The 16,419-nt window shown below is 63.6% G+C and carries 12 protein-coding genes and 5 pseudogenes; 4 read left to right on the top strand and 13 right to left on the bottom strand.

What is annotated here, in order from left to right; genetic code table 11:
* Positions 1-97 precede the first annotated feature (97 nt).
* The 3 genes from E3O19_RS18705 to E3O19_RS18015 form a co-directional block, all read right to left on the bottom strand.
* Positions 98-388 carry a hypothetical protein gene (locus E3O19_RS18705; protein ID WP_338145100.1) on the bottom strand — a complete coding sequence of 97 codons (291 nt, stop codon included), beginning with the start codon at positions 386-388 and terminating at the stop codon, positions 98-100.
* A gap of 299 nt (positions 389-687) precedes the next feature.
* Positions 688-861, bottom strand: coding sequence for a hypothetical protein (locus tag E3O19_RS18020; RefSeq protein ID WP_194087920.1), 174 nt, complete (start codon positions 859-861; stop codon positions 688-690).
* Positions 862-922: 61 nt separating this feature from the next.
* On the bottom strand, positions 923-1,129 hold the full coding sequence (locus tag E3O19_RS18015; protein ID WP_194087919.1) for a hypothetical protein: 207 nt from the start codon (positions 1,127-1,129) through the stop codon (positions 923-925).
* A gap of 291 nt (positions 1,130-1,420) precedes the next feature.
* On the opposite strand from E3O19_RS18015, the gene E3O19_RS12900 reads away from it, so the two are divergent.
* The 3 genes from E3O19_RS12900 (at position 1,421) to E3O19_RS12890 (ending at position 3,544) form a co-directional block, all read left to right on the top strand.
* Positions 1,421-2,194: a hypothetical protein gene (locus tag E3O19_RS12900; protein WP_134568214.1), complete on the top strand. Its 774-nt coding sequence runs from the start codon at positions 1,421-1,423 to the stop codon at positions 2,192-2,194.
* Positions 2,195-2,211: 17 nt separating this feature from the next.
* Positions 2,212-2,925, top strand: coding sequence for a class F sortase (locus E3O19_RS12895; RefSeq protein ID WP_134568212.1), 714 nt, complete (start codon positions 2,212-2,214; stop codon positions 2,923-2,925).
* A gap of 346 nt (positions 2,926-3,271) precedes the next feature.
* Positions 3,272-3,544 (top strand): hypothetical protein, encoded by a 273-nt coding sequence (locus E3O19_RS12890; protein ID WP_134568210.1) that lies wholly within the window; start codon positions 3,272-3,274, stop codon positions 3,542-3,544.
* A 294-nt stretch (positions 3,545-3,838) separates the two neighbouring features.
* Here E3O19_RS12890 and E3O19_RS12880 read toward each other — a convergent pair.
* The 9 genes and pseudogenes from E3O19_RS12880 to E3O19_RS12840 form a co-directional block, all read right to left on the bottom strand.
* A pseudogene (locus E3O19_RS12880) lies at positions 3,839-4,306 on the bottom strand (transposase); the annotation flags it as partial.
* A 341-nt stretch (positions 4,307-4,647) separates the two neighbouring features.
* Positions 4,648-5,346 carry a response regulator gene (locus tag E3O19_RS12875; protein WP_134568206.1) on the bottom strand — a complete coding sequence of 233 codons (699 nt, stop codon included), beginning with the start codon at positions 5,344-5,346 and terminating at the stop codon, positions 4,648-4,650.
* Positions 5,343-7,838: a DUF4118 domain-containing protein gene (locus E3O19_RS12870; RefSeq protein ID WP_134568204.1), complete on the bottom strand. Its 2,496-nt coding sequence runs from the start codon at positions 7,836-7,838 to the stop codon at positions 5,343-5,345. The genes E3O19_RS12875 and E3O19_RS12870 overlap by 4 nt, the downstream gene beginning before the upstream one ends.
* 3 nt (positions 7,839-7,841) lie before the next feature.
* Positions 7,842-8,465 carry a potassium-transporting ATPase subunit KdpC gene (gene kdpC, locus E3O19_RS12865; RefSeq protein WP_134568201.1) on the bottom strand — a complete coding sequence of 208 codons (624 nt, stop codon included), beginning with the start codon at positions 8,463-8,465 and terminating at the stop codon, positions 7,842-7,844.
* Between the two features lie 42 nt (positions 8,466-8,507).
* Positions 8,508-10,670 carry a potassium-transporting ATPase subunit KdpB gene (kdpB, locus tag E3O19_RS12860; RefSeq protein ID WP_134568199.1) on the bottom strand — a complete coding sequence of 721 codons (2,163 nt, stop codon included), beginning with the start codon at positions 10,668-10,670 and terminating at the stop codon, positions 8,508-8,510.
* A gap of 5 nt (positions 10,671-10,675) precedes the next feature.
* Positions 10,676-12,349, bottom strand: coding sequence for a potassium-transporting ATPase subunit KdpA (gene kdpA / locus E3O19_RS12855; RefSeq protein ID WP_134568197.1), 1,674 nt, complete (start codon positions 12,347-12,349; stop codon positions 10,676-10,678).
* A complete protein-coding gene (locus tag E3O19_RS12850) occupies positions 12,349-12,438 on the bottom strand; it encodes a potassium-transporting ATPase subunit F (protein WP_134568195.1) in 90 nt (29 codons plus the stop codon). The genes kdpA and E3O19_RS12850 overlap by 1 nt, the downstream gene beginning before the upstream one ends.
* A 753-nt stretch (positions 12,439-13,191) precedes the next feature.
* Positions 13,192-14,392: pseudogene (locus E3O19_RS12845) on the bottom strand (IS3 family transposase).
* Between the two features lie 25 nt (positions 14,393-14,417).
* Positions 14,418-15,656: pseudogene (locus E3O19_RS12840) on the bottom strand (IS256 family transposase).
* A gap of 122 nt (positions 15,657-15,778) precedes the next feature.
* Here E3O19_RS12840 and E3O19_RS18420 point away from each other — a divergent pair.
* Positions 15,779-15,895, top strand: a pseudogene (locus E3O19_RS18420) (IS5/IS1182 family transposase); the annotation flags it as partial.
* 44 nt (positions 15,896-15,939) lie between these two features.
* On the opposite strand, the pseudogene E3O19_RS12835 reads toward E3O19_RS18420, so the two are convergent.
* Positions 15,940-16,290: pseudogene (locus E3O19_RS12835) on the bottom strand (transposase); the annotation flags it as partial.
* Positions 16,291-16,419: the final 129 nt, after the last annotated feature.

The raw sequence follows: 16,419 nt of genomic DNA, 5'->3' as shown, positions 1-16,419 counted from the left end.
AAACAGGGTTTAACACCCTCCGCCTTCGATTAACAGCGTCCACGCGGGAGAAGTCCAATCGGACTCCGCGATCAGCGCGAAGCCAATCGATTAGGACTCACTCATCTAGGAGCATCCACTGACTGAGACGTGAGCGATTCCGAAGGTGAATGGCATGACGGGGTATTGCCGGCAGCTCCGATGGGACCGTCGGCAGACTTTTAGTGTTCGTGGGGGCGGTCGCGGTGACTGCCCGGATTGACAGGTCGTCGAGGCTGGGGAGGGCGTGCACGACGATGAGGGCGTGGGAGAAGTTGTGGATTGTGCTGGCCAACAGGGCAACGGAGCCGCTGGTGAGGAAGATCGCGAACTGCAGGATCGTCGTGCCCAGAAGCATGAGGAGACTCATCTTCAGTGCCTGAACGCCTTGGGAGCTGGCCTCGAGAGCGCTGTCGATCGAGTCGGCCGCGTCGTGCGTGTGCGGGAGGAGTAGCTCCCTGGTGCCTCATGTCAATACCTCCGGGAAGGTTGATCATTGCCTCAATCGAAAACCTCCTCGGAAGTCACGTGTTCCAGGCGCTGTTGACGGCTGGTTTTGGGACGGTGGGTTTCTTCTCCAGGGAAAGGGTCTCGAGTCCAAATCAATCTCCACGAACCCGGGGACCGCGTCATCCCAGTCGGCCCAGGTGCGGATCAGGATCTGCGACTTCAGCAGCGTTCCGGGCTTGGTATGCGACCGGCCACGGGATAGCAGCTTCGCCGGTCCGGGGCGAGCCGCCGGTCGATCGTCGCCGCGCTCATCCGCACCAGCAAGGCCGCCTCGGCGTCGGTGAGGTCGAGCTCGTCATCACGGCGCAGCAACGGCACCAGCACGCCCAGCATCGGTGCGAGACGCTTCCCCGCCGGTGCCCGCAACACCCCCAGCACTTCACCAGCGCCCTCGTCACGGCCGGCCCATAGGTTTCGGTGCCCGCCCTGCCCTGGGCTTCACCACCCTGAGCGTCACCGCGGCCGGCAACGCCGCCCGCGCGTAGTCGCGATGCCACCCGGTCAGCTCCACCAACTCGGTCAGTATCCGGCCCTGACCAGCCCGGTCGGCGCTGCGATACGCAAGCGTTTTCTTCCTCGTCACAGCCTGCCGCTGCGTCATCGTCAGCTCCATAGAAACGCGCGTAACCCACAATCATCGTCTCATCCCCGAACCACGCCGAAGCGGAGGTTTTCAAATGAGGCAACGAATGGGGCTACGCGGAGGTTTCTTATGAGTCAACGCGAGCTCTTGACAAAAAGACCGTTCCCGTAGACAGTATGTGGCAGAGCAGCGCAGTCTGCTGGTCCCAAGTTGCGCGGGTTGCGTCGAGGAAGCGTCAACAATTCCTTGTACTCGTCATGTTTTCGCTCCAAGCACGTGTCCGAAACAGCCGCCTAGTAAGGGATCCTAATGAAAAAGAAGAAGACAGCACTTTTGCTTGTGCCAGCGTTGGCTTTGGGCGTTGCCGTATTGACGAGTGGTCCAGCCTTCGCCGCCACAGGTGACGCGTCCTATCAGGGAACGCTCGATTCGATAAACGGCAGTAAGGGCAGCGGTACGTTTTCCATCAAGGTTTCGGGTGACCAGGCCACAGTTACCGAGACCGTCAGTGGTCTAGCCGAGACTTTCTCCGGTAATCCGTATCCACACGTTCAGCACATCCACATCGGAGCGAAGGGGGTGTGCCCCACCCCGGCAGCTGACACCAACGGAGATGGGGTGATCAGCACGACCGAAGGTCTGCCGTCTTACGGAGCGATTGGCACCACGTTGTCCACCAGCGGCGACACGAGTCCGGCGGCCGGAACTGATCTCAAGGTTGCCGGGATGGGTGGAAGCTTCACCTACAACCGCACCTTCACGTTGGACGCTGCCACCGCGGCCTCGCTAAAGGCAGGCACGGCTGTTGTGGTGGTCCACGGTCTAGACCCGACCACGTTGACGAAAGCAGCACAGGACGCGAAAAGCGATCTGGTTCCGAGTCTGCCCCTGGCAGCCACGTCGCCGGCTTTGTGCGGCTCCCTGAAAGCGTCGCAAGCGAACATGCCCAAGGGGGGCGTGCAAACCGGTGGTGGCAGCACATCAAGCGGTGCTGACACTGGCCTTCTCGCCCTCGGTGCGGGGTTCCTGGTCGCGGCAGGTGGCGCGGTGATAGTTCGTCGACGTCTCGCCGCACGCGGCTGAGATCGTTTTGAACACCGGTGATTATCCCGGATAACAACCGTCGCCGCGGTAGCCGTCTGGCTACCGCCGCGACGGTTCTGTTCATCGCTATCGGCTGTACGGCGATCGGTTTCGGTCTGTGGGGCAACCCCCCTCCTCCACGGCCACCGGCCTCGGCCGCTGAGGCGAGCCCCGCGCAGCAGCCCGTCACCATCACGCCCTCACCGGAGCCCATCTCCGTGCTGCCGGCTCCGCAGGTTGCCCGGGTTGTCGGCCCGATTTTGACTGCCTCCGAGCCCACCCAGATCAACATCCCCGCGATTGGGGTGCACTCTGTCCTGATGCAATTGGGGCAGAATCCGGACGGTACGGTGCAGACGCCGTCGTTGGACGAAGCCTCTCCCGCCGGCTGGTACACCGGTTCGCCCACCCCTGGCGCGATCGGACCGTCGGTCATCTTGGGTCACGTCGACTCCAGAGTGGAGGGACGCACGGTGTTCTACCGACTCGGTGACATGCGTCCCGGCGATGAGGTTTTGGTTACTCGAGCCGATGCGACAGTGGCTGTATTCGTGGTCGACAGAGTGGAAGAATACCCGAAGGATAACTTTCCGCAGTTCACCGTTTACGGCAACATCGACCATGCGGGACTACGTTTGATTACCTGTGGTGGCCAGTTCAACAAAACCACTCGCACGTACCCAGACAACGTTGTTGTCTACGCCAGTTTGGTGTCCAGCCATGCGGCGTAGCAGGACCATGACATAGATGAACAGGCGCAACTGGCTTCTTGCGATCGTGGTGGCCCCTACAGCTTTGTTGGTTGGATGCGTCGCTACCTCCTCCGACGCCAGGAACACAATGGAGCCCGGAATGTCCATGCCAGGAACGTCAGCCTCCCCAATTCCGCAGTCGACATCGGCAGGCAGCTCGGCGGGAGGGCCGTCCGCATCAGCACGTATGATTTGCGGCACAGAAACACGTGACAACATCACACTCGCACTGTCCCTTGCCGCCCCGCCACACTCCGTCGACAGCTGGATCCATCGCCGATACACCTGCACATACCAACTAACTAGTGGAGATTTTGTAGTCTCCGTGGAGGAATCCACGGACGCAGCGTCCGCCCGAAGCTACTTCGACACGATGCAAGGAAAACTAGCCCCCGTCCAGCCCGTTGAAGGACTTGCGAACCTCGGATTCCCCGCCTACGAAACCGCAGACGGCGTGGTCGTCTTCCTCAAGGACAATATGACGTTACAAGTTGACGCCAGAATGCTGACGGACAAGATCGGGCCGCAGGGCGTCACCCGCACCGCTTTCTCCTATGAAATAGCTACTGCCATCCTCGGCTGCTGGACCGGAAAATAGTTCGGCCGCGTCACATTAGCCAAGCTGCAGCCCGACGTGCCGTTGTCGATTCCGACGGGTGCCCGTCAATGGTTGTGCGGCGCGCCGATTAGCCTCAATACCGTTCAGTTAAGCGTTTTGATGGTGATGTGTGCTTCGTGCTGGGGTTGTGGCCATCGTGTGTGGTGTTCTCGTTTGGCGAGCCATTTGGAGATCTTGCGTTTGATGACGCGGGGGTGTGACCGTTTTCGGCGGGCGGGGTTGAGGCGTTTCAGGAGCCTGCGGATAGCGTGGCGCCAGGTCGCTTCTGCTTGATCAGGGTGTTGAGGGGGAAAAGGCGCCCTGAGCCGTAGAGCGGCGGGCGATACGTAGTGCGGCAATGAAGGAGACCCGGTCGGGGTCACGTCCGGCGTGTGCGGCGGTGTCAGCCATCAGGGTGCGGATCGCGTAGTGGCAGCACAGATGCCTCCAAATTTCCTGCAGGATCAGGTCGGGCGATTTGGACCGCAGCACGGCCTTGGGGCCGCGTTGGTGCGTTTTGAGTTCATCGAACGTGCTCTCAATCTCCCACCGTTCCGAGTACACGCCAGCGAGCTCCTCCGCGCTGGCGACGGAGGGATCGAGGATCGTGCTCAGGAGCCGGTAACTCTCGGGATTCTCACGCCCATCATCGATCGTGTAGTCAATGACCCGCACAATCAGGGGTTCCGTCGTGGTGCGGTTCGAACCCGACGTCGGAATGATGCGCGCCAGCCACGAGCCGTCGAAAAGAGTCTCCACGTAGCCGTACCTCCAACCCTCGCTTTCGAACGTCTATTCGATAGGGGGAGTGTAGGTCGGGGCTCTGACACTCATAAGGCCTACCCACGACATACCGAGGCTGCAGGCTCATCACGTCGCAGGGGTCGATACCCAAGGGATTGAGGTCATAGCTGACGCCGACCCGGTTGCGCGGATGCGTGCCGGCGTCGACGGTTCGAGTTCTCTAATGCCGGTCGTTCCTATGACCGGCTCCCGGAGTTCATCGAGGTGGCAATCTGGCCCTGGCTGGTCCGGTGCTCTGCGTAATCCCACTCGGGAGGCCGCACAGGCGTTGAAGGCCTTTTGGCCGCGGGACTGCCCGTCTATGACGGCTCTGTGTCGGGGCTGAATCGGTAGCCCATGCCGGCCTCGGTGAGTAAGTAGTGGGGTGCGGACGGGTCCGGTTCCAACTTCTTCCGGAGTTGGGCGACGTAGAGGCGAAGATATCCGGTGTCGCTTGTCGGGTGAGGTCCCCACACTGCGGTAGAGAGCGTGTGCTTGCTGACGAGTTTGCCGGGATTGCGGAGGAGGACCTCGAGGATGTGCCATTCGGTGGGCGTCAACCGAATGGGTTCGTTGGTTCCGCCCGTAGTGCGGACGACTTGTTTCGCGGAAAGGTCGACGGTGATAGAGCCGAAAATGATGACGGGTTCCTCGTCCGCGGCGGGGACTCGGCGGGTCAGAGCGCGGATGCGGGCGAGGAGTTCGTCGATCGAGAACGGTTTTGTGACATAGTCGTCGGCTCCTCGGTCGAGCGCCTCGACTTTGTCTGCTGCTCCGGTTCGGCCGGAGACGACGAGGATGGGGACGCTGCTCCAGCCACGGAGGGCGTCGATGACGGAGAGCCCGTCGAGGCGAGGCATGCCCAGGTCGAGCATGACCAGGTCGGGGTGCTGGTCGATCGCCGTGTTGATGGCGGCTTGGCCGTCTTCGGCGGTGACAATGTCGTAGCCCCGGGCGCCGAGGGTGATGCGGAGGGCGCGGAGGATTTGGGGGTCATCGTCGGCGATCAGGATCTTCATGCGGGTTCTTCGATCTGTGAGTGGGGGACGGCCGGGAGAGTGATGACCATGGTGAGGCCTCCGCCGGGAGTGTCCTCAGCTTCCAGGGTGCCGCCCATGCCTTCGACGAAGCCTTTCGAAAGGGCAAGTCCGAGCCCGAGCCCGGTCAGGTTGTCGGTGTCTCCGAGCCGTTGGAAGGGTACGAACACGTCGTCCCAGCGGTCAGCAGGGATGCCCGGCCCTTGATCCGCGATCCTGATCTGGACGGTGCCGGCGAAATCGCTCGCCGCGATCCGGGTGGGGGTGCCGGGTGGGGAGAATCGGGTGGCGTTGGCGAGGAGATTGACGATGGCTCGCTGGAGAAGTCCGGAGTCGGCGAGGACGGGTGGGAGCTCGGCAGGGAGGTCAAGTTCGACTGTTGCGGGGCCCAGCCCCAACTCGTCGAGTGCGGGTAGCACGACATCCGGCACGTCCACGGAGCTGAGGGAGACGGCCAGCGCCCCGGCCTGGAGCCGGCTGACGTCGAGGAGATTGGTGACGAGTGCTGCGAGCGAGTCGAGACTTTCCCCGGCGGTCGCGAGGAGTTCGGTGCGGTCAGACTCTGTGAGGTCGACATCGATGGCGCGCAGCCCGCTGATGGCGGTGGTGGCAGCGGCCAGCGGTCTGCGGAGGTCGTGGCCGACCGCGGCGAGCAAGGCGCTGCGCATCCGGTCGGCTTCGGCCAGCGGACCGATCTTGCTGGCGGTCTGGGCGAGGTCGGTGTGTTCGAGCGTGGCGTCGATCTGGGTCGCGATGACAGTCAGCAGGCGACGCTCCGAGGCTTCCAAATCGGGCCCGTGGAGTTCGAGCACCGCCCGGGTTCCGACGGGCACGGTCGTGGCGGGAGCGTCGGTTGTTTCACCGGCTTCGGCCAGGAGCTTCTGTCCGGCCATTAATCGAACCGCGGTGAGCCCGAAAGCTTCCTGGGTGCGGGTGACGAGGGCTTGTAGGGCGTCTTCGCCGCGGAGGACGCTGCCGGCGACCGTGGCGAGGAGTTCTGATTCCGCCGCCGAGCGCTGCGCGGTGCGGGTGCGGCGGGCCGCCTGGTCGACGACGTAACTGACTAGTCCCGCGTTGACGAGGTAGAGGGCGAGGGCGATGGCGTGGAGGGGGTCGGCGATGGTGATGGTGTTGATGGGTGCGACGAAGAAGAAGTCTAGGGTCAGCCCGGATAGCAGCGCGGCGAACAGTGCTGGCCACAGGCCGCCGACGAGGGCGACCACGACGACGAGGAGTTGGTAGCTGAGGACGTCGCTGGTGATGGATGCCGGGGTGCGGATTGAGACGAGTAGCCAGGTCAGGATGGGCCCGCCGATGAGGGCCAGCGCGAGGCCGGCTAGTCGGCGTCGTGGGGTGAGGGCGCCGCCGAGGGGTGGGAGTGTGAATTTGCCGCCGGCGGCGGAGTGGGTGACGATGTGCACGTCGATGTCGCCGGATTCCCGCACGATGGTCGCCCCGATTCCGGGTCCAGACAGGGCAGCGGTGAGCCGGTTGCGGCGGCTGACCCCAATGACGAGTTGGGTGGCGTTGGCAGCCCTGGCGAAGTCGACGAGCGCGCGGGAGGTGTCGTTGCCGACGACCTGGTGGTAGCTGCCGCCGAGTTCCTCGACGAGGGCGCGTTGGGTTGCGAGGGCGCCGGGGTGCGGGGCCCTGAGTCCGTCTTGGTTGATCACGTGGGCGGCGATGAGTTCACCGCCGGCTGACCGTGCCGCGATCCGGGCGCCGCGCCTGATCAGGGTCTCGCCCTCCGGCCCGCCGGTCAGTGCGACGACGACGCGTTCGCGGGCCTCCCATTTGCTGTCTATGCCGTGATCGGTCCGGTACGTTTTCAGCGCCGTGTCGACTTCGTCGGCGAGCCAGAGCAGGGCGAGTTCGCGGAGGGCCGTGAGATTTCCTAGACGGAAATAGTTCGAGAGGGCCGCGTCGATCCGGGCAGACGGGTAGACGTGCCCTTCGGCGAGCCTGTCCCGCAGCGCCTGAGGTGCCAGGTCGACCACCTCGACCTGGTCGGCTTTTCGGAGCACGGAGTCTGGCAGCGTTTCCCGTTGCGGCACCCCGGTGATCTGCTGCACGACGTCGTTGAGGGACTCGATGTGTTGAATGTTCACCGTCGAGATCACGTCAATCCCGGCCTCGAGGATGGCCTCGACATCCTGGAAGCGTTTGGAGTGCAGCGACCCGGGCGCGTTGGTGTGGGCGAGTTCGTCGACCAGGGCGATGTCCGGGTGGCGAGCGAGCACTCCCGCCAGGTCCATCTCGGTCAATTCGACGCCACGGTGTTCGACCGCCACCCGGGGGACGACCTCGAGGCCCTCGAGCATCGACGACGTTGCTGCTCGTCCGTGGGTTTCCACGACGGCGACGACGACATCTTTGCCTTCGTCGCGGAGACGACGGCCTTCTTCGAGCATGGTGTAGGTCTTGCCGACGCCGGGTGCGGCACCCAGCAGTACCCGCAGTCGTCCCCGTTTCACTGTTTAGCCCTTCAGCCCGGCAAGTGCGATGTTCAGTTCGAGCACGTTGACAGTCGGGTCGCCCAAGTATCCCAGGTCACGTCCCTGAATGTTGCTTTCGACCAGAGCGCTTACGTCCGCTTCTGGGAGCCCGCGTTCCTGGGCAATTCGGCTCACCTGCAGCCTGGCGTATGCCGGGCTGATGTGCGGATCGAGTCCCGATGCGGACGCGGTGAGCGCGTCAGCGGGGATGTGTTCGGCCCTCGCACCGTCTGACTCTGCGATGGCCTTTTTTCGTTCGGTGATGGCTTGGATGAGATCGGGATTCTCCGGACCCCAGTTGCTGCCGCTGGATGCGGCGGCGTCATAGCCGTCGCCGGCTGCGGAGGGACGCGGTTGGAACCATTCCGGTAGCGGGGTGCCCTCTGCATCGGTGAAGGACTGCCCGATCAGGGCCGACCCGACCGTTTCGGGCCCACCCGTTTTGGTCTCGACTGTGACGAGTGAGCCGTTTGCCTGGGCAGGTAGGGCGAGCTGCCCGATCAGGGTGATCGTCAGCGGGTAGGCAAGACCGAGGACGGCCGTGAAGACGAGCATCGCGCGGAAGGCGACCCCGTAGCGTTGGGTGGCTGTGCGTCGTGAGCTCATGGTGTGGTTTCCGTTTTCGTTGTTGTCAGGTCCATGGGTTACTCAGAAGCCGGGGATCAAGGCGACCACAAGGTCGACCAGTTTGATGCCGAGGAAGGGGGCGATGACGCCGCCGAGGCCGTAAATGAGCAGGTTGCGGCTGAGGATGCTCGACGCGGCAGCCGGGCGGTACTTCACCCCGCGCAGCGCGAGCGGGATCAGCACGATGATGATGATCGCGTTGAAAATGATCGCGGACATGATCGCTGACGCCGGTGAGTGCAGCTGCATGATGTTCAGCACGGCGAGGCCGGGGAACACGCCCGCGAACATCGCGGGAATGATCGCGAAGTATTTGGCGACGTCGTTGGCGATCGAGAACGTGGTGAGGGCCCCGCGGGTGATCAGGAGCTGCTTGCCGATCCGCACGATGTCGATGAGCTTGGTCGGGTCGGAGTCGAGATCGACCATGTTCCCGGCCTCCTTCGCCGCGCTCGTGCCGGTGTTCATGGCCACTCCGACGTCCGCCTGGGCCAACGCTGGGGCGTCGTTCGTGCCATCGCCGGTCATCGCGACCAGGTTGCCGCCTTCCTGTTCGCGGCGGATGAGGGCGAGCTTGTCTTCTGGGGTGGCTTCGGCGAGAAAGTCGTCCACGCCGGCCTCCGCGGCGATGGTTTTCGCGGTGAGGGGGTTGTCGCCGGTGACCATGATGGTGCGGATGCCCATGGAGCGGAGTTCAGCGAATCGTTGGGCGATTCCCTCCTTGACGATGTCTTTGAGGTAGACCACACCGAGGATGCGGCGGGCACCGTCGGCGTAGACAGCTGCCACCACGAGCGGGGTACCGCCCAGGCGTGAGATGCGCCCGACCTGGTCGTCGAGGTCGGTCAGGACGGTGCCTGCGGCGCGCGCGGATTCCTCGACCCAGGCGATCACGGCTGATCCGGCGCCCTTTCTGATGTGGGTCCCGTCGGGGAGGTCGATACCGCTCATCCGGGTCTGAGCGGTGAATGGAACAATATCGCCGGCCAGTGTTCCTTCATTATGGAAACCGTTTTCCGCGGCAAGGTCGACGATCGATTTGCCTTCAGGAGTCGGGTCGCTCAGCGACGACAGTGCGGCCGCCCTGACCAGTTCTTCTCTCGTAACCCCGGTCAGGGGGGTGAATTCTCGTGCCTGCCGGTTGCCGTAGGTGATGGTGCCGGTCTTGTCGAGCAGCAGGATGGTCACGTCGCCGGCGGCCTCGACGGCGCGCCCGGACATGGCCAGCACATTGCGCTGCACGAGACGGTCCATTCCGGCGATGCCGATCGCGGAGAGCAACGCACCGATAGTCGTCGGGATGAGACAGACCAGGAGGGCGACGAGGACGGGCACGCTCACGGCTGCAGCCGAGTAGGAGGCGATGGGATTGATCGTCAGGGTGACGACGACAAAGATGATCGAGAGGCTGGCCAGGAGGATGTTCAACGCGAGTTCGTTGGGTGTCTTCTGGCGGGCCGCGCCTTCGACCAGGGCGATCATCCGGTCGACGAACGTTTCGCCCGGTTTGCTCGTGATCTTCACCACGATCCGGTCGGAGAGCACGCGGGTGCCGCCGGTGACGGCGCTGCGGTCGCCGCCGGATTCGCGGATCACCGGTGCGGACTCGCCGGTGATAGCGGATTCGTCGATCGAGGCGATGCCCGACACGATGTCCCCGTCTCCCGGGACGAGTTCGCCGGCGACGACGACAACGGTGTCCCCGAGAGTGAGCTCGGCGGAGGAGAGTTCGGTCACGACTGCCCGTTCGGCGGCGGCATCCCCGGTAGGGTCGTAGCCCTCAACCCGGTGCGCGGTGGTGCTGGTGCGGGTCTGTCGCAGACTGTCGGCCTGGGCCTTGCCGCGGCCCTCGGCTACCGACTCGGCCAGGTTGGCGAAGACGACGGTCAGCCACAGCCAAAAAGCGATCCCCGCAGTGAAGGAGGAGGGGACCGCCGCACCTCCGGACTCGGTCGGGCCGCCGAGGAACGGTTCGGCGATGGCCATCACGGTCGTCAGGACCGCGCCGACTTCGACGATGAACATGACCGGGTTGCGCCACATCTGCCGGGGGTCGAGCTTCCGGAAGGCGCCGGGTAGCGCGGCGACGAGTTGCCCGACACTGATTGCACCCTTGGGTGTGGGCGGGTGGTGCCCAGGTTCGGGCGGTCGTTCTACGGCGGCTGTCTCGGTGAGAGTTGTCATGATGGTTACTGCAGTCCTTCCGCCAGGGGGCCTAGCGCGAGTACGGGGAAATAGGTCAGTGCGGTGATGATGATCGTGACTCCGATCAGCAGTCCGACGAATTGCGGCCGGCTTGTCGGCAGGGTGCCGGCGGTCGCCGGAACCTTGTCCTGCGCGGCGATCGAGCCGGCCAAGGCGAGTACGAACACGATCGGCAGGAATCGGCCGAGGAGCATGGCAACGCCGAGCGCCGTATTGAACCACGGGGTATTCGCGGTCAGCCCGGCAAAGGCGGAGCCGTTGTTGTTGGCTGCGGAGGTGAACGCGTAGAGCACTTCGGACAGGCCGTGCAGCCCGGGGTTCCAGATCGATGTGCCTTCCACGTCCGCTCGCACCGCCGGGATCGCGAAACTCAGTGCGGTGCCGGTGAGCACCAGTGTGGGCGTGATCAGGATGTAGATGCTCGCGAGCTTGATCTCCCTCGGGCCGATTTTCTTGCCCAGATATTCCGGGGTGCGGCCGACGAGGAGCCCGGCGACGAACACGGCGATCACTGCGAGGATAAGCATCCCGTAAAGACCGGAACCGGTGCCGCCGGGGGCGACTTCGCCGAGCATCATGTTCAGCATCGGCATCATCCCTCCCAACGCCGTGTACGAATCGTGCATGGAGTTGACCGCTCCGGTCGAGGTCAGGGTCGTCGCCGAGGCGAAAAGGGTCGAACCGGCGATGCCGAACCGGGTCTCCTTGCCCTCCATCGCCCCGCCCGCCAGGCCGGGCGCGGTTCCGGCACCGTTCATTTCGAAGATCGTCACCGCGGTCAGCGAGACCACGAAGATGGTAGCCATGGTGGCGAGGATCGCGTAGCCCTGCTTCTTGTCACCGACCATCGTGCCGAAGGTGCGGGGCAGGCTGAACGGGATGACGAGCAGGAGGAGGATCTCGAACAGGTTCGTCCAGGCGCTCGGGTTCTCGAACGGGTGCGCGGAGTTCGCGTTGAAGAACCCGCCACCATTCGTACCGAGCTCCTTGATCGCCTCCTGTGAGGCCACCGGGCCGCCCGGGATGGACTGCGTCCCTCCGCTCAGGGATGTCAGGTCGGTGAAGCCATTGAAGTTCTGGATCACGCCGCCGGCGAGCAGGACGACCGACGCAACAATCGCCAGCGGCAGCAACAGGCGAAGAACACCGCGGGTCAGGTCGACCCAGAAATTACCGATCGTGCCTGTGCGGCGCAGGGCGAATCCGCGCACGAGGGCAATGGCGACGGCAATACCTACGGCGGCCGAGACGAAGTTCTGCACGGCCAGGCCGGCGATCTGCACCGAATAACCCATGGTGACGTCGGGGGAGTAGGACTGCCAGTTCGTGTTGGTCACGAACGACACGGCCGTGTTGAAGGACAGCCCCTCGGGGATCGCGGGGAAGCCGAGCGAATAGGGCAGCACGGCCTGGGCACGCTGGATCGCGTAGACGAAGAACACCCCGACTGCCGAGAAGGCGAGCACGCTGTGCAGGTAGGACTGCCACGTCTGCTCAGACCGGGCATCCACCCCGATCAGCCGGTAGAACCCCTGCTCGACCTTGAGGTTCCGCGGGGTGGTGTAGATCGTTGCCATGTAGTCACCCAGCGGCCGGTACACCGCGGCGAGAATGGCCACGAGGGTGAGGACCTGAAGGACCGCGAACCAAACATCCATCAAAACCGCTCCGGCTTCACGAGGGCAAGCACCAAGTAGCCGACCGCGGCAACAGCCAGAACCGTAGCCACGATGTCAAACACGATCACAGCTTCTCCACCCCCCATGCCACGACACCGATCAAAGCAAAAACGGCGACGACGCCGAGAACATAGACAATGTCCAACACAAAAAACTCCATCCGTAAGCCGACAATTCATCCGGTCAGCGCGGTGTCCCCCGAGGGAAGTACGATCTGAGTAGACACCTCAACCGGAGGCCCGGCGGCGAAACAAACGATTCCCTAACGCTTGGGCCCGGAACCCTAACGGTCTCCGTGCGATGCAAGAGCTGCAGTGGTCATCTCCGACGTGCGGGCAATTCGAGCTCGAGCACTCGACTCCAATTAGTGACCATCGCTACCAGAAGTTGACGCGCAGGGTGCGACCGATGCGCTGAAACACGGGACTTCCACGCCGCAATCCCAAGCGTGCAATTAGTTTGCACGAGAGCGCCCCTCGGCATCATGCGATCATCCAAGTCTTGGGGTTTTCGGGGGAGCGCTGTGCAGGTCCAGTGCGTGCGGCAGTACGACGCCCGATCCGCCGGCACCGGGCTCGAGACGGTGGAAGGCAAGGAGTGTTGGCGCCCGACCGGGTAGTGCGGCGCACGTGAACTTTGTTGCTTTTCGTCTTGGGGATTGTTCACTGGGTCACGTCCCGCTGAGTGGAGTTTCTCGACACCGTGCGGGTGAGTTGATTTGATTATGCTGCAATGAGCTCGGGAATGGGAATCACCCCCGTCAGCGTGCCGGCGTCGGGTGCGCCCGTCAAGTTGTTGAGACAATCTGATGTGTTTTTCTTCTACGCCGCTGCCGTTTGGCGGCGGTCGTGGTGAGCGGCCAGCGCGGCGGCTGGTTGTAGTCCTCCGTTGTGCGAATGAGGACGACGCCGGTTGTACCAAGATTCAATGTATTCCATCACCGCGGTCCTCGCGGCGAGGTGATTCTCGAAGTGGTGCTGGTAATACATTTCGGTCTTCATATGTGAAAAAAACTCTCGGCAACAGCGTTGTCCCAGCACACGCCGACGGCTCCCATAGACTGCGTGACGCCGTTCGCGGCGCACCATTTCTGGAAGTCACCCGAAGTGTATTGGGCGCCGCGGTCGGAGTGGAAAATGGCACCATTCGCGTCGAGGTGGCCATGGTCGCGGGCCATCTTGAGGGCGTCGATGATCAGGCTGGTATGCATGTGGCTGGCCATCGACCAGCCCACCACCATCCGGGTGCAGAGATCGATGACGGTCGCCAGGTAGAGCCACCCGGAGCCGGTACGCAGGTAGGTGATATCCCCGCAGAACCGGGTTCCCGGGGCGGTTGACGTGAAATCGCGCGTCCCTTCCTGATCGAGCATGTGGTTCTGGATGTGCTCGGTCCGAGCGTCCGGGTCAACGGTCGTGGTCTTCTTCCACGCCCGCATCCGCACGGCGCGGAGGCCGTGGTCGCCCAGGATGGACCCGACCGTGCCGCAGGCGATGTTGACGCCTTCCTGGCCCAGGATCGTGGTGATCTGGTCCCGGCCGGCCCTGCCCTTCTCACGCGTGTAGACGCGCACCACGTGCGCGTCGAGCTCGTCGTGGCGGACCTGGGTCGGCGTCGGCACGGTCGGGCGTAACCAGCGGTAGAACGAGGCCCGCGAGACCTTCAATTTCTGGCACATCCAGTCAATGGGAAAGGAGGCCTTCTCCGTCACGATGAACACGAAGTAGTCGTTCATTGTTGCTTCGCGGCGAAGAAGGCGCTGACTTTTCCCAGGAAATCGATCTCCCTTTTCAGCTCAGCATTCTCGGCTTGCAGGGCCTTGTACTTGGCCCACTCGACCGGGCCCGGCTCGGCAGTCCCGACCTCCGGGTGTTCCTCTTTCCAGACGCGAACCCAATTGCCCAACGTCCCCTCGACCACCCCGATCTCGGGTGCAACTTGAGCGACCGGTCGGCCCGATGAAATGACAAGCTCCACGGCCTCGGCCCGAAACTCAGCACTGAACTTACGACGATTCGACATGAAACAGATTCTCCTTACCTCTGTCTTAATTCACCATACGGGCGCAGGGTGTGGTGAGGGCGGTGTTGAAGGCGTCCAGTTGGCGTATGGAGTCCAAGGAGAGGTAGCGGCGGGCTCCGGCTTCCCACTCGTCGTGTTGCTCGACGCGGACGGCGCCTGCGAGGCGGAGCAGGGCTGCGGGGTTGGGGAACACGCCGACGACGTCGGTGCGGTGTTTGATTTCTTTGTTGAGGCGTTCGATCGGGTTGGTGGACCAGATCTGCCGCCAGTGTTTGGGTGGGAATCCGCTGAACGCGAGGATGTCGGCGCGCGCGTCGTGGAGCATCTTGGCGACCTTGGGGTGGGTGCGCTCGAGTATCCGGGTGACCTCGTCGAACTGGGCTTGGACGTGTGTCGCGTCGGGTTGGGCGAAGATGGTGCGGATGACGGCGGCGACCATGTCGTGGCTGGCCCGCGGGACGATAGAGAGCACATTGCGCATGAAGTGCACCCGGCAGCGTTGTCAGGCCGCGCCCTGGAACACGGTGCTGATGGCTTTCTTCAGGCCGGTGTGGGCATCGGAGATGACGAGCCCCACGCCGCCCAGANCGCCGCCCAGACCGCGGGCCTTCAACGAGCGGAGGAACTCGGTCCAGAAGACCTCGTTTTCGCTGTCGCCGACGTCGAAACCTCGGACCTCGCGGCGCCCGTCGGCGGCAACACCGATAGCCACGACCATGGCTTGCGAGATGACGCGGTGGTTGACACGGGCCTTGCAGTACGTGGCGTCAAGGAACACGTAGGGGTAGCCGGTTGCGCCGAGGTCACGGTCGCGGAACGTGGCCACTTCCCCGTCAAGATCCGCGCAAATCCGGGACACTTCAGACTTGGAGATGCCGGTGCCCGCGCCAAGGGCCTTGACCAGATCGTCGACTTTCCGGGTCGAGACACCGTGGAGGTAAACCTCCACGACAACGGCGAACAAGGCCTGATCCACCCGGCGGCGCCGCTCAAGGAGGGCGGGGAAGAACGACCCCTGGCGCAGCTTGGGGATCTTCAGGTTCAGGTCCCCGGCCGTCGTCGTGAAGACCCGGGGGCGGGTTCCGTTGCGCTGGGCGGTGCGCTCATCGGAGCGTTCGAACCGGTCAGCGCCGATGTGCGCGGGGGCCTCGGCGTTGATGAGTTCTTGACAGAGGGTTTCGGTCACTATTCGGATTCGATCGGTGACGTTGGTGAGCTTGAGTTCCGCGAGGAGCGTGAGCAGGGCAGACTGGTCTAAAGCCATCGTGTGATGTGTCTTTCTGTGAGGAACTTTGAACGATTCTCACTGACCATCGCACGATGGTTTCCTACGTCGTTAATCCAACGATCGAAACCCGGGAACTACACCACTCGGGGGGACGCAACCCGCTCAGCGTCGACCGGATCGGCCCCGGACGGGCTCGCACTCGACCCGACCGGGTACTTGCAGACAAGGCCTACTCGGCTAAAGCGCACCGGGCCATGCTGCGAAAGCGAGGCATCCAAGTCGTTATTCCCGAACGCTCGACGACGTTGCGGCCCTTTTAGCCCTCGGCGTCGGAGGCTGGCGGTCGTCCACCGGCCTGGCCGCGTCGCTTGCGGTGCCCGATCTGATCCGAGGGCTGGGGAATCACGGCGGTGATTCCACGCTTACGTAGGTGGGAACGGATGGCTTTGGACGAGTAGGCCTTGTCGCCGCGCACTCGGTCGGGGCGGATTCTGGGTCGCCCAGGTCCAGTGCGCGCGACGTGCAGCTGCCCCATCAGCAGCGGGAACATAGGCGAGTCGCCGCCCTGTCCCGGCCCGGTCAGCATGACCAGAGGCCGGCCCTTCCCATCGACGAGGGCGTGGATCTTTGTCGTCAACCCTCCCCGGGAGCGGCCTATCGCATGATCAGGCTGTGTTTTGTCAACTTTTTACCGGCCATTTGAGCGCTAATTAACCTGCCATTGTGGCGCGGTTTCCGGCCATTTGATCAGGTGGTCAGAATGGCTGGTTTGTGGGGTCGGTTTCGTCGCCGTCATCGG

Source organism: Cryobacterium algoritolerans (genome assembly GCF_004402785.1).
GTDB lineage: Bacteria > Actinomycetota > Actinomycetes > Actinomycetales > Microbacteriaceae > Cryobacterium > Cryobacterium algoritolerans.
Note: the sequence above shows the minus strand (reverse complement) of the source record. Positions and strands in the feature narration are given on the sequence as shown.

What these genes read in the sequence shown, in the direction of transcription:
- E3O19_RS18705 (WP_338145100.1), bottom strand. Translation starts at nt 388, where the DNA reads ATGAGTCTCCTCATGCTTCTGGGCACGACGATCCTGCAGTTCGCGATC.
- E3O19_RS18020 (WP_194087920.1), bottom strand. Translation starts at nt 861, where the DNA reads ATGCTGGGCGTGCTGGTGCCGTTGCTGCGCCGTGATGACGAGCTCGAC.
- E3O19_RS18015 (WP_194087919.1), bottom strand. Translation starts at nt 1,129, where the DNA reads ATGACGCAGCGGCAGGCTGTGACGAGGAAGAAAACGCTTGCGTATCGC.
- E3O19_RS12900 (WP_134568214.1), top strand. Translation starts at nt 1,421, where the DNA reads ATGAAAAAGAAGAAGACAGCACTTTTGCTTGTGCCAGCGTTGGCTTTG.
- E3O19_RS12875 (WP_134568206.1), bottom strand. Translation starts at nt 5,346, where the DNA reads ATGAAGATCCTGATCGCCGACGATGACCCCCAAATCCTCCGCGCCCTC.
- kdpC (WP_134568201.1), bottom strand. Translation starts at nt 8,465, where the DNA reads ATGAGCTCACGACGCACAGCCACCCAACGCTACGGGGTCGCCTTCCGC.
- kdpB (WP_134568199.1), bottom strand. Translation starts at nt 10,670, where the DNA reads ATGACAACTCTCACCGAGACAGCCGCCGTAGAACGACCGCCCGAACCT.
- kdpA (WP_134568197.1), bottom strand. Translation starts at nt 12,349, where the DNA reads ATGGATGTTTGGTTCGCGGTCCTTCAGGTCCTCACCCTCGTGGCCATT.